We start from the raw sequence: 11,721 nt of genomic DNA on the forward strand, positions 1-11,721 counted from the left end.
TTATTTGGATCAGGCATTTTGGAGGTTCTGATGCAGAATTCATATTTGCTGGCTGCGACGGCCGCGCTGCTGCTCGTGATGCAGACGCCGCTTGCGCTGGCGCAGACTGCCCCGGCCGCCGGCGGAACCGCTACGCCTCCCGCGACAAATGCTGCGCCGGCCGCGACGACGACAGCGCCAGGCGCCACCGCCGACAGCTCGAGCCAGCCGACCGACGCCAAGAAGAGCGCGTCGAAGAAGCCTGCGAAGAAGAAGATGACCCGGCGGCAGGAGATCGATCATTCGATCGACACCGGCACCGTGCCGGCGCGCTACCGCAGCTCGGTGCCGAAGCAGTACCAGCAGTATATTCCGTTCGACAAGCGGTAGCGGATCGCACAGCGGCGTGACGCGATCGACCGTCATGCCGCCGGCGTCATCCCGAGGCGCAATTGAAATACGGCCTTGATAATACCGTCTTGGTGATGCGGTCTTGGTGATGCGGTTTTGGCCGGGCGACTTCCGGCCCCACGTCGCCGGTGGCGGTCTGCGGGAGCAGTGCTAGAGTAGGCTGAGGCCCCGGGGGGAGCGATGAATGACGAGGTGAAGGACGCTGGTCTTGTGGCGATGATCAGCGGCATCCTGGGAGGCAACAGGCGTGCAGACAGTCTTGCGCCGCTGCCGATCGCCGATGTTCCGCCGACTGTGCCGGCGGATGGATCGGAGCCGGTCGAGTCCAGCTCCGCTCCTGTAGCGGCCAACGCCGAGAGCGCGGCCGATGACACGCCGGCTGCCACGAAGCCGGTCGAGCCGCCCGCGCAAATCGCAACCACGCGGGACGGCAAGCGCCTGCTGCCGGCCGAGGCGATCGCCGATCTCGTGCTCGGCGAGCTGCGCAAGCTGGAGAATTTCCCGAGTTCTGGCGTCTCGGTTACGGTCTACGGCTACCGGAACTGGAACGCCATGCTCACCTTCGCGCCGTTCTCGACCACGTTCCAGAATGCAACGCGGTTCCGCCAGGCCATGCCGGACCTTGTCTTCAAGCTGCGCCGTTTCGTCGAACTTGATATATAGTTCAGTGCAATCGGCGGCGCGCGGCGTCGTCTTCCGAAAAGCCCGACAGGATCTTCACTTGAGCGTCGCCTTTACCAAGGAAGAGAGTGCCGAAACCGCGTCCGAGACGCTGTTGCCGGATCGTCCGATCTCGCCGCATGCGAACCTCGTGACGCAAGCAGGCTACAAGGCGTTGCAGGCGCAGCTTGCCGAAGCGCGCGAGGCCTACGAAGCCGCGCAACGCATCGATGACGTCAACGAGAAGCGCCGGCAGTCGGCCGTGCCCTTGCGCGACGTCCGCTATCTCACCGAAAGGCTGCGGACGGCACAGGTCATGCCTGATCCGACCGCGACCGACGTCGTGGCCTTCGGCAGCACGGTAACGTTCAGCCGCAACGATGGCCGCGTGCAGACCTACTGCATCGTCGGCGAGGATGAAGCCGATCCAAAAGCCGGCTCGATCTCGTTCGTCTCGCCGGTGGCGAGGTCTCTGATGGGAAAGGCGGTCGGAGACGTCGTCGGTTCGGGCAGCCAGGAGATCGAGATTCTGTCGATTGCGTAGGCGCGCTCGGGTGAGGCGGGGATTGCATGAGCAAAGGGTGCTCGACAGGAGCAATCTCATTCGCCTAAAGCATGAGCCGGACAAGAACCGCGGTCGCGCAAAATGCAAAACGGTTCTCCGGAAATATCATGCGCCAACAGGGAGCTGAGGCGCGAAGTCGATCCACCTTGATGTCCATCGCGCCAGAGCTGTCCGGAACGGAGACCATGGTACCTGAAGCACGAAGAAGGCAGAGCCCCGGCAGCCGTGCCGGAATTCGGCTTGCGAGACATTTCGGTTGTCTTCTGTCGATACCGATGGTCGCCGCTGTGTCCGTCAAACAAAGCGCGTTGGTTGGATGAGACGTTTTCTGGCGGGAGCGGTACCATTTTACGCGCTGGCTGCACTAGCCATGTGCATGTACCTCGTCCTGTACAGGACGAACCTCTTCGACTTGAACGCCATCGTCCAGGGTGCGACCGGCTCGTCATGGTTTCTGGTCTTCATGTTCGTCTGCGTGCTCCTGGAGTCGGTCTTTCCATATTTCGGCTATTTTCCGGGGACCGCCCTCATCCTGATGTCCGTGGCGCTCAATCCGAAGTCCGCGGATGTCTCCGTTTTCACCGTGGCGTGGCTGGCCATCATCGTCGGTGCCGTTCTGAGTTACGGACAGGCTCGCTTTTTCAGGCCGCTCTTGCAGCGGGTTGCCTCGAAAGCGGCGCTGCGTCGATGTGAGTCCCTTCTTCATGCCTACGGTCCCTACGCGCGCGTCGCCCTGTTCGTTCATCCCAACGCCTGCTCGATGTATTTCACGGCACTCGGACTTCTCGGCGGAAACCTGACGCGAGAGCTCGCCCATCTTTGCCTGGGTGCAGCAACCTCCGTCGGAGTGCTGTTCGTCATCGTGACCCGCCTCGTGTCGTCCGTAGGCCCGACCGATGATGGACAATTGCAGCTGCTGCTGGCGGCAGGGCTGGTTTCTATCGGGACTCTCGTCGGTCTTTACGCGGCCTGGCGGGCGGAGCGGGCCATTTAAGCGAGAATTTGTCGATTGCCGGAAAGTGAGGCTCGAACGACGGGCAAGACGCGAGAATGGACCGTCGTTGCTCGATGCCCGATTAGACCTCTTGGCTCCGATCCCTGCGCAAGCGGGTGTTCCAGACGAAATCGGCGATGATGCGCATTCGCAAGCTCGAAGCATTTCGCAAATTGCCGGATCGCCCATTGCCACGATCACTTGGTTTGCGATGTATCGACGCAATGTCGTGCGCTTGACCGAGGAACTTCAGTTCGGCGTGCCCGTTGAGGCTCCATATCGAAGCAGGCTCGTGATGAAGCTTGCCACAAATTCTGGTTCTCGGTTCCCTCGCCATGGGTTCGGCTGCGAGAGCAGATCAACCCGGGCCTGACTGGGTACCGATGGAGCAGGTGAAGGCCAAAGTTATGGAGTCCGGCTATTCGCAGGTCACCAAGCTTGAAGTCGACGACGGCCGGTGGGAGGGCGAAGGCATCAAGAACGGGCAAAGACGGAATTCCATGCCGATCCTAGGACGAGCGTCATCACGCGCGAAAAGCCGGACGACTGAGCCCCGGGATCATACGAGGCAGGTTGCCGGCTTGCCGCAGCATCGCGCCCTTAGTGCAAGGGCTGCAGTTCAGTTCCTTGATCCTCCCGGCGGCATCAAACGTGAAAAGCGCACTCATGACACCGGTACTGGTAATGTAGGAGATAATGGCTCCCTCGTGCGAAGGATTGAGATTGTCCAACTGGCCTGCCGGATAGTCTTGGAGGCGGTCGACCCAATAGGCGCGAAGTGCCTCGCGGCTCGTAATGGTTTTGACGCCGCCGCAGCTGCAGTGAACCACGGCATCTTCGGCATACATTTCCAGGATCGCTTCGATATCGCCCGCGCGGTAGGCGTCGAGCCAGTCAATCGCAACGGCCATCGGGTCAAATGACATTCTTCTCACCTAAAAGCCGTCAAAAACTTGCGATTCCAGGTCGGGTTGACCGCGCTAAGTCACTTTCTTCGCACGGTTAGTTGTATTTTAGTATCTCACCGGGCGTCAGCCATATGCCGAAGCGCATAGGCGGCCGGGCCGAGGCAGAGTCCATGTTAGATGTGTCTGCAAAGCAGGGGACATCCGCGCGCATCCGGCTCGTGATCGTAGATCGACAGCCGATCGTTCTCCACGGACTGAAATCGGTACTCGGGGCGCAGCAGGACTTCGACGTTGTCGCAGCATGCAGCGATGGGACAAGCTGCCTCGAAGCAATCCGGAATTTGACGCCCGACGTCGCGCTACTTGCCGAGACGCTGCCGGATCTGACGGTATCCGAGTTCCTCGCGATTGCGAAAGCCGAGGATCTTTCCACGCGCTTGGTGTTCTTTACCGAGTCCGAATCCGACCACCATCTAACCGCAGCGATTGCTGCTGGCGCGTGCAGCGCAATCTCGAAATATGCCTCCCCCGACACCATGCTGCGATCACTGCGACTGATGACGAAACGCAGTGTAGGCTTGGAGCAGTCCGATCTCTGTCCAACCGGCAAGGAAGCTGACGGCGGCGGCAAAATCGAAAAGATGCTGGAGCTATTGACGCCCCGGGAGCATCAGATCGCACGACTGGTGTCAGAGGGAATGTCGAACAAGGAGATCGCGCGCCAGCTAGACGTTTCCCCGGGGACGGTCAAGGTACACCTCCACAATATCTTCCAGAAGCTCGAGATCACCAACAGGACTGTGCTCGCTACCCTCGCGTTGCTGCGAGGGCCCTCCGGCTCCGGCACGCTCGCGCTGGCCTTTCTGGCGATCGCCATTGCGGACGAACTTAAGGCGTCGGAAGCGAACGACATACTTCCGGATGACGACGGCATCGGCCACGTGGGAGAGCACGCCGACTATGAGCCGTGGAAAAAAGCCATTCTCCGGCACCTCATCGTCTGGGAATTCGCCGAGCCGCCTCCGCTCACCCAAAGAGGCTCCGTTGCCAAGGTGAGCCACGTCCCGAATCCGGCGGCAATGGAAGCGCAGCGCACGGCCGAGCAATCTGTCGGCACGAAATCGTGGAAAGACAACAGTCCTATTGGATCGAGCGCGCCTCTATCGCGAGGACCCAGCGACACCCGGATTGAAGGTGACCCGGCTCAGGAACACCAATTCCCGAGGCTTACCTCCCATCCGATGTTGATGCAGGGAGAGTATGGCACCTTCGCCACTCTCGCCGGTGCGTTGATCTACGCACTGCACGACCCCCATCTCTCCGTGCAATCGCATGACCGGGGTCAAGCGTCGATCGACAGCTTCCTGGCCCTCACCGGAGAGCATGCGACCACGAGAGTGGCCGCGGTCACCCGTGAGCACGCCAATGGTGGAGACAACTCAGCCCCGGGTTTGCCTTCGCACGATTTCAGCCTGCCTTCCGCCGTCGTGGCCACTGGAAACGAGGGCGTCGCTCGAGAAGACGCGCGCGGCGAAATGGCCCCAGGCGCCGCGAATGACAACCTCCAAAAACCTCCTGGCTTATTGGATTTTGGCCACGATGCCGGTATGGGCGGATATAGCCGCGATCAGCTGATGGGTGGCAACGTTGAAAACGCTGTTTACCGCGTCCCGATCGATTCCGAGTTTACCGCCTCCGACTCTGTCTTCGATTTCGCATCCGGGCCGAGCAGGATCAATCTAGCGGCTTTCGGAGGGCTTGCTTGGCTGCATATGGCAGCAGCAAGCAAGTCCATACCGCCACATACCCTTGCCTGGGTCTACAACGCCGCCAGCAATGAAACGATCGTCTATGTGAATCCGACCGATCGTATCCTCGATATCGGAGATCGCCGCCTGCTGGAAATTCATCTGCAGGGGATCGTATCCATTGCGGAGTCGGATTCCGTTTACCAGCAGGAAGGCGTGGTTGTCGCGGCCACCTTGGATAAGCTCGAAGAACTGCTGATGTCGGCGGCCGCAATCCATGAGACCGCTCTGAGTACGGATGACACCCATGCCATTGTCGAGACGAGCGACAGCACATGTGGGACGGCGGGAGTTTGGAGCGTTCTGGCCGACGACGGCTTGAGCTTCCAATTCAGGCAGATTCGGACCGACTTGGGGGCGTCCGTGAGGTTCAAGACCTTCACGAGCGATTCGGCGGATGCAACGGAAGAGAACGCCGGTGCGTCTGGTGTATCGGCCCACGGATCATCATTCGAGCTCGGTCATAGCGCGATGGTTCCGGCAGTTGAAAATCTCAAGTCGAACAGTGAGCCGATCAATGCGAACACCAGCAGTTGGTTGACCAGGCAGAACGAGATCGTCGAACCGGGCGTCGCAACGGCCGGCAGCGCGGACCACGGTAACTCGCAGCACGCTTCGGAGAAAGGGTCTGCAAAGGCGGCGGCCGCGGAGATGGCTGAAGCGAAGTCCATACCGGGCAACGGCGGCGGCCACGACAATGAGCTTCATTCCCCGGCTTCGGACGGTTCGCCAGGCGCTACGAAGTCGGCAGAACCAGGCGGCGTGGCGCACGGCAATCCGGGCCACTCAAGCTCTGCAAAAGCGCCGGGAGCAGACGAGGTCGTCGAACCGGGCGACGCAACGGCCGGCTCGCAGCACGCTTCGGAGACAGGGTCTGCAAAGGCGGCAACCACGGAGCTGGCTGAATCTGACTTCGTACCCGGACATGGTGTCGGCAATGGCACTGAGCATCGCGCTCCGGCTCCGGACGCTGCGAGCACGTCAGCGGCAGTGAAGACGGCAGAACCGGCCGTCGTGGAACACGGCAATTCGCGGCACGATTTACCCTCAACCTCTGCAATCGCAGCGGAAGGTGCCGAAATTGTCGAAGCGAGCGTCAAAGTCGGCGTTGACACCGGACACGGAAACTCGCAGCAGGTTGCGCCATCTGCTGCAATCGCATCAGAGACCGTACAGCCGGCCAAAGCTGCGCCTGAGAATGGCGGCGCGGATCAAGAACTGGTGTTCCGCTTCCATACCGTGGCAACTCCTTCCACTCTCGTCGCGACAGTTGAGCCAAAAGAGCTCGATAATCCGCACGTTCCGCCCGCTCACGATGCGGATATCGATATCGTCGTCAAGACGATCCCCAGTGCGTTCGACGAACACGCGGCCAACCACGGCAATAATGATCCGCATCATGCCATTGCACCTACGCCTCATGACTTGCTGATTTGAAGTGTTGCATGGTCATTGGCTGACAGCGGCATCCTGCTCAGGCCAGCCCTGTACTCCGACAATCCGGCGATGCGACCTGAGACCGCGGGCGCAGTCTGCTCGTCAGGCGGCGTGCGTCTCATCGGATGATCGCATCCTGCCCCTGTTTTGCCCGACAAGTCAAATTCAGATTCGGAAAAGGCGCAATTCATTGATCCGGCTAGGGCCGTCTACTGTGCATGGGGTTGTTTTTCGATTTTTGTCGGAGCGGCTCTCGGCAAGTGCCAACTGAGCCCGTCAACGGTCCGGGATAGTTCGATACTGCAGGGGCAGGAAGATGGATGGTGGGCGCACAAGGGATCGAACCTTGGACCTCTCCCGTGTGAAGGGAACGCTCTCCCGCTGAGCTATGCGCCCGGGACCATCATGCAGGCGGCCGCAACTGTCGGCCGGTGCATCGGAGCCCGCGATTTAGAAGTGCGGGCCGAAGGTGTCAAGTTTTCAGGCGCAGCGGGGGCGGAAAACCTTGCCTCGACCGCCCGATTCGCAGGGGAAGCCGGATTCTGGGTTGGTTACGCGCCCTGCTGGCGGGCACGGGAGGCGTGGGCCTGGAGCGCACGGATGCGCTCGGCGAGCGTACCGCCGCCTTCGGGAAGGCGGGCGGCGGGAGCGCCGCCCGTCTTTGCGTCGTTGGCCGGGCGCGGTGCCGGCTTCGCCGGCTGGCCCGCCTCGGCCGCGAGCAGGGCCTCGATCGGCGAGTTCGGGCCTTCGAGCTGCATCGCGAGTTTTGCGACTTCCGCCGCGATGTCGTTGATCCGCTCGCGCAGAAGCGCGTTCTCCATGCGCTCGGTGGCCCAGGAGCTCTCCGCCTGCTGCTGGATCGCGTTGACGTCGCGCTGAAGCTTGGCGCGCTCGTCGCGTGCGGTGCGCAGCTGCTCCTCCAGCGCGGCCTTTTCCGCGCGCAGCGATTCCACTGCAGCCGACGATTTGCCGCCGCTCAAGGCGGCGATCTCGACGCGCAGCTCCTTGATGGTGCGCTCATTGCTCTCATTGGCGTGGCGCAGCTGGTTGTTCTCATAGTCGCGCTCGGCGAGCAGCTTACCCTGCGTGGCGAGGCGTGCCTCGAGGTCGGCAACGCGGCCGGACAGCATCTCGGCTTCCTTGACCTGCACGATGAGCTGGCGATCGAGCTCGGTGACGCGCTGGCTCAGATTCTCGACGCGGCCGCGCGCCTCGGCGAGCTCGCGCGAGGCGGTCTCGGATTCGGTCCGCTCCTGCGCGAGGCGCGCCTGCGTTGCGGCAAATTCCTTCTCGGCATCGCCGACGCGGTTCTTCAATTCCTCGATCTGCGCACGTACCGCGATGAGCTCGACCTGGCGGGTCTCGGCCATCATCGAGCGGTCGGACAGCTCGGCATTGATCTTGGCGAGCTCGGCCTGCTTGTCGGCCAGCGCGATCTCGGCCTCGCGCAAGGCGTCGGTCTTGGCGTTGAATTCCTCCTCTGTGGCGCGCAGCTGCTCCTTCACCGCCCTCTCGCGCGCCTCCAGCGCGAAGATCGTGGCGTTCTTCTCGCCAAGCTCGATCTTCATGCGGTTGATGGCGTCGCTCTTCTTGCCGAGCTCGGCGAGCTGGCTCGTGGTCTTGTTCTTGAGCTGCTCGACGCTCATCTCGAGCCGCCGCGCCGACATGGCGAATTCGGCGCGGAGCTGGTCCTTGTCGGCCTGGATCTCGGCCATCGACAGCGGGGTGGCGGCCTCTAGCCGCCGCGTGGTCAGGCGCACCGCGCGGTTATGCACCAGCGGCACGATCGCGAGCCCGCACAGCATCGAGAGCAGGAAACCGATCGCCAGGTACATGATCGGTTCGACCATGAGAACTCCCAGAGCTAAGGAAAAATTTACCAACGACAATGCATGCGGGGCCGGCAAAAAGCCAGCCCCGGCCTGTCGTTAACCTTGATCCGCAGGGGGACGGGGAGCGAATCCTAGAACGGGTTCCAGGTCGCGCGCGGGGTGTATTTGAGGTAGCCGATATTGGCTCCCAGCCGCAGGCCGAGTCCCGAGCGGATCGGCACCAGCACGATGTTGTTGGCGGTGAGCGCCGTCATGCCGAAGCCGCCGATGATATAGGCCGAGCCGTCGATGCCGCCGAAGCGCTGGTAGATCGCGTTGGTGGCGGGCAGATTGTAGACCAGCGTCATGGTGCGCGCGCCGTCGCCGCCCCAATCGAAGCCGAGCGAGGGGCCCTGCCAGTAGACTCTGAGGTCGCCGGCATTCTTGGTGTAGAGCGTGCCTTCACCGTAACGCAGGCCGGCGACGAAAGCGCCGGAGCCTTCCTCACCCAGGATGTAGCCGTTGGGCAGCCCCCATTGGCTGACCGCCTTCTCGATGATCGAGGCGAGCCCGCGTGAGACGTTGCCGAAGAAGCGGTGGCCGGCCGTGACGAGCTCGTCCGGCCCATAGGTATTGGGCGTCGGGGACCGCTGCGGCGGCGGCAGGTCGGGCGGCGGCGCCTGCTGGGCGGAGGCTGGCACGATCCAGCCGATCATCGCGGCAAGCGCGAGCGCAGCAAGGCGTGATGCGAAAGTCATGAAGAACCCCTGGTACCGAATCCGGTCGCTTCCTTAACCTGACGCCAACAGGCGCGGCTCTAGGTTGCGCCGGATGTCCCCTCGACTCGGATGTTATCCGTAGCAACTATGACGGCACAACGGCAGGAAGATAGCCCTTTGCGCCCCGGAATTGCCTTGATCGGTCTTCGCGTCTGCCTGTTGGCGGGCCTTTGGATCATCTGCCCGGGGCGGCCGGCATGGACCGCCACCACCGAGCGGATCGTCGTCAATCGCTTCACCGGCGTCGCGATCGAGGGCTTCGACCCCGTCGCTTATTTCGTCACAGGCACGGCCGTGCGGGGGACGGCGGAGTTCGAGGCGAATCTCTGGGGCGCTGTCTGGCGCTTCCGCAACGAGGGCAACCGCGCCTCCTTCCTAGCCCATCCCGAGATCTACGGACCGCAATTCGGCGGCTATGACCCGGCCGACATCGCCCGCGGCGTCACCGTCGCCGGCAATCCCCGTTTTCTTCGCGATCGTGGCGCAGCGGCTCTATCTGTTCAGCCGGGAAGCCAATCGCGACGCTTTCGCCGCCGATCCCGAGCGCTTCCTCTATGAGGTAGGCAAGCGCTGGCCGGCGCTTCAGGAACAGCTCAGTCAGTAGCAACCTACCGCCTGCAGATCGCCCCAGGCGATGAATTCCGGGACGATGAAGCCAGTGTCGCTGCGTTGGCCGAAGCGGAGTTCGCCGCCCTTGCCGTCCGTCACCCTGCCGCCGGCCGCGGTCACGACCGCGCAGCCGGCCCCGACATCCCATTCCGAGGTCGGCCCGAAGCGGGGATAGATGTCGGCGCTGCCTTCCGCGATCCGGCCGAATTTCACGGCTGAGCCGATCGTTCTTCGGACGGCATTGGGCCTCTCGGCGATGAACGCCTCGCTCCTGGGATCGCCATGCGAGCGGCTCACCGCCGCGATCCAGGGCTCCCCTCGCGCGGGCAGCTTGCGGGTGTGGATCGGCTCGGCCGCCCCGATGGTCGCGCCGTTGAACCTCACCCGCTCGGCGCCGCGGCCTACAATTCCGCGCCACAGCAGGCCGAGCGCGGGCGCGCTGACGATGCCGAGCAGCGGAATACCCGATGTCACGAGGGCGAGGTTGACGGTGAACTCGTCGCGGCCGGCGACGAACTCCTTGGTACCGTCGAGCGGATCGATCAGGAAGAAGCTGCCCGGAAACGGCGGCGAGGCGTGCTGGGCCCGCTCTTCTGACAGCGTCGGAACGTCGCCCGCGAGCTGCGCGAGGCCGTCTGCGATGATGCGGTCGGCGGCAAGGTCGGCCTCTGTCACCGGCGAGCCGTCCTGCTTGCCTTCGATCCGCATGGCGGCGCGGTTGATGCCGAGGATCGCCTCGCCGGCCTTGACCACCAGCCCCGTCAGCGGCTCCATCAGGCCGAATGCGGCCGCCCCGTCGATGATCCGCATCACCTGCATGCCTCATTCATCGGCAATTCCGCTCCTCGTCCACTGATTCGCTTTATGGCCTGCTCGAACCGATCGCAAGCTAGCTGCCGCGGGCTTGCGAATGTTAAAACCCGCAGCATCCGTCAAGCATGCGTGATTCGCGGCGTCCGGCGCCGTGCAATTCCAGGAACCCTCCAGGACCCCTTTATATGTCTGACGCCTCGTCGCCCGCGCCCGTTACCGCTCCCGATATGCTCGAACTCGCAGCGCTCCTGTGCTCGCGGGTCTGCCACGATCTCATCAGCCCCGTCGGTGCCATCGTCAACGGGCTCGAAGTGCTCGACGACGATCCCAAGCCCGAGGACCGCGAGTTCGCGCTCGAGCTGATTCGCAAGAGCGCCAAGACCGCCTCGGCCCGGCTCCAGTTCTGCCGCCTTGCCTTCGGCGCCGCCGGCTCTTCCGGCGCGCAGATCGATCTCGGCGATGCCCAGACCATGGCGCGCGGCCATATCGAGGACGGCAAGTGCTCGATCACCTGGAATTTGCCGCGGCTCCTGCTGCCGAAGAATCGCGTCAAGCTGCTGCTCAACATGCTGGTCGTCGCCCAGCATACGATCCCGCGCGGCGGCATGCTGACGATCGACCCGATTGGCGAGGGCGAGACGATGAGCTTTCGCATCACCGCGACCGGACACAATGCGCGTCTGCCGCAGAACATCTCCGAGCTCCTGAGCGGCGAGCGCGGCCCTGCCGCCGATGCGCATGCGATCCAGCCTTACTATACGCGCCTGCTCGCGCACGCCTGCGGGCTCACGGTGACGCTTAAAGCGGAAGGCGAAGCCATCATCGTTACCGCGTCGTAAACGTACGCGTCGCGCTCGGCTTCTTAATCGAATCTTTACGAGGCGCTTCGGCTTGTCCGGAGCGCCTTATCTCTTTGTTGGTCCCGTTCTTTTGCACATACTCAACCA

10 protein-coding genes, 1 tRNA gene and 2 pseudogenes are annotated in these 11,721 nt (G+C 62.8%); 8 read left to right on the forward strand and 5 right to left on the reverse strand.

Annotated elements, in window-relative coordinates; genetic code table 11:
* Positions 1-30: 30 nt before the first annotated feature.
* The 5 genes and pseudogenes from ABIG06_RS19820 to ABIG06_RS19840 form a co-directional block, all read left to right on the forward strand.
* A complete protein-coding gene (locus ABIG06_RS19820) occupies positions 31-369 on the forward strand; it encodes a hypothetical protein (RefSeq protein ID WP_370138291.1) in 339 nt (112 codons plus the stop codon).
* Positions 370-570: 201 nt separating this feature from the next.
* Positions 571-1,053: a hypothetical protein gene (locus tag ABIG06_RS19825; RefSeq protein ID WP_370138292.1), complete on the forward strand. Its 483-nt coding sequence runs from the start codon at positions 571-573 to the stop codon at positions 1,051-1,053.
* A 58-nt stretch (positions 1,054-1,111) separates the two neighbouring features.
* Entirely contained in the window at positions 1,112-1,594 is a 483-nt protein-coding gene (greA, locus tag ABIG06_RS19830; RefSeq protein ID WP_370138293.1) for a transcription elongation factor GreA, read from the forward strand.
* A 337-nt stretch (positions 1,595-1,931) separates the two neighbouring features.
* Entirely contained in the window at positions 1,932-2,609 is a 678-nt protein-coding gene (locus tag ABIG06_RS19835; protein WP_370138294.1) for a hypothetical protein, read from the forward strand.
* A 335-nt stretch (positions 2,610-2,944) separates the two neighbouring features.
* A pseudogene (locus tag ABIG06_RS19840) lies at positions 2,945-3,034 on the forward strand (PepSY domain-containing protein); the annotation flags it as partial.
* Positions 3,035-3,133: 99 nt separating this feature from the next.
* On the opposite strand, the gene ABIG06_RS19845 reads toward ABIG06_RS19840, so the two are convergent.
* Entirely contained in the window at positions 3,134-3,535 is a 402-nt protein-coding gene (locus ABIG06_RS19845; protein WP_370138295.1) for a nuclear transport factor 2 family protein, read from the reverse strand.
* A gap of 113 nt (positions 3,536-3,648) precedes the next feature.
* On the opposite strand from ABIG06_RS19845, the gene ABIG06_RS19850 reads away from it, so the two are divergent.
* Complete coding sequence (locus ABIG06_RS19850) at positions 3,649-6,762, forward strand: LuxR C-terminal-related transcriptional regulator (protein WP_370138296.1); 3,114 nt, start codon at positions 3,649-3,651, stop codon at positions 6,760-6,762.
* A gap of 321 nt (positions 6,763-7,083) precedes the next feature.
* On the opposite strand, the gene ABIG06_RS19855 is transcribed toward ABIG06_RS19850, so the two are convergent.
* The 3 genes from ABIG06_RS19855 to ABIG06_RS19865 all read right to left on the reverse strand — a co-directional run bounded on the left by ABIG06_RS19855 (position 7,084) and on the right by ABIG06_RS19865 (position 9,331).
* A tRNA-Val gene (locus tag ABIG06_RS19855) sits at positions 7,084-7,158 on the reverse strand.
* 155 nt (positions 7,159-7,313) lie between these two features.
* Entirely contained in the window at positions 7,314-8,612 is a 1,299-nt protein-coding gene (locus ABIG06_RS19860) for a hypothetical protein (RefSeq protein WP_370138298.1), read from the reverse strand.
* A 113-nt stretch (positions 8,613-8,725) separates the two neighbouring features.
* A complete protein-coding gene (locus tag ABIG06_RS19865) occupies positions 8,726-9,331 on the reverse strand; it encodes a DUF1134 domain-containing protein (RefSeq protein WP_124160583.1) in 606 nt (201 codons plus the stop codon).
* Positions 9,332-9,469: 138 nt separating this feature from the next.
* Between ABIG06_RS19865 and ABIG06_RS19870 the strand changes: the two are divergent.
* A pseudogene (locus tag ABIG06_RS19870) lies at positions 9,470-9,956 on the forward strand (YHS domain-containing (seleno)protein).
* On the opposite strand, the gene ABIG06_RS19875 reads toward ABIG06_RS19870, so the two are convergent.
* Positions 9,950-10,780 (reverse strand): 3'(2'),5'-bisphosphate nucleotidase CysQ family protein, encoded by an 831-nt coding sequence (locus tag ABIG06_RS19875; protein WP_124160585.1) that lies wholly within the window; start codon positions 10,778-10,780, stop codon positions 9,950-9,952. The pseudogene ABIG06_RS19870 and the gene ABIG06_RS19875 overlap by 7 nt on opposite strands.
* A 179-nt stretch (positions 10,781-10,959) precedes the next feature.
* Here ABIG06_RS19875 and chpT point away from each other — a divergent pair, with 179 nt between their 5' ends.
* Positions 10,960-11,613: a histidine phosphotransferase ChpT gene (gene chpT, locus ABIG06_RS19880; protein ID WP_370138301.1), complete on the forward strand. Its 654-nt coding sequence runs from the start codon at positions 10,960-10,962 to the stop codon at positions 11,611-11,613.
* Positions 11,614-11,721 lie beyond the last annotated feature (108 nt).

It is taken from the genome of Bradyrhizobium sp. USDA 326, from assembly GCF_049739485.1.
In the GTDB taxonomy this organism is placed as follows: Bacteria; Pseudomonadota; Alphaproteobacteria; order Rhizobiales; family Xanthobacteraceae; genus Bradyrhizobium.

What these genes read in the sequence shown, in the direction of transcription:
- ABIG06_RS19820 (WP_370138291.1), top strand. Translation starts at nt 31, where the DNA reads ATGCAGAATTCATATTTGCTGGCTGCGACGGCCGCGCTGCTGCTCGTG.
- ABIG06_RS19825 (WP_370138292.1), top strand. Translation starts at nt 571, where the DNA reads ATGAATGACGAGGTGAAGGACGCTGGTCTTGTGGCGATGATCAGCGGC.
- ABIG06_RS19835 (WP_370138294.1), top strand. Translation starts at nt 1,932, where the DNA reads ATGAGACGTTTTCTGGCGGGAGCGGTACCATTTTACGCGCTGGCTGCA.
- ABIG06_RS19845 (WP_370138295.1), bottom strand. Translation starts at nt 3,535, where the DNA reads ATGTCATTTGACCCGATGGCCGTTGCGATTGACTGGCTCGACGCCTAC.
- ABIG06_RS19850 (WP_370138296.1), top strand. Translation starts at nt 3,649, where the DNA reads ATGCCGAAGCGCATAGGCGGCCGGGCCGAGGCAGAGTCCATGTTAGAT.
- ABIG06_RS19860 (WP_370138298.1), bottom strand. Translation starts at nt 8,612, where the DNA reads ATGGTCGAACCGATCATGTACCTGGCGATCGGTTTCCTGCTCTCGATG.
- ABIG06_RS19865 (WP_124160583.1), bottom strand. Translation starts at nt 9,331, where the DNA reads ATGACTTTCGCATCACGCCTTGCTGCGCTCGCGCTTGCCGCGATGATC.
- ABIG06_RS19875 (WP_124160585.1), bottom strand. Translation starts at nt 10,780, where the DNA reads ATGCAGGTGATGCGGATCATCGACGGGGCGGCCGCATTCGGCCTGATG.
- chpT (WP_370138301.1), top strand. Translation starts at nt 10,960, where the DNA reads ATGTCTGACGCCTCGTCGCCCGCGCCCGTTACCGCTCCCGATATGCTC.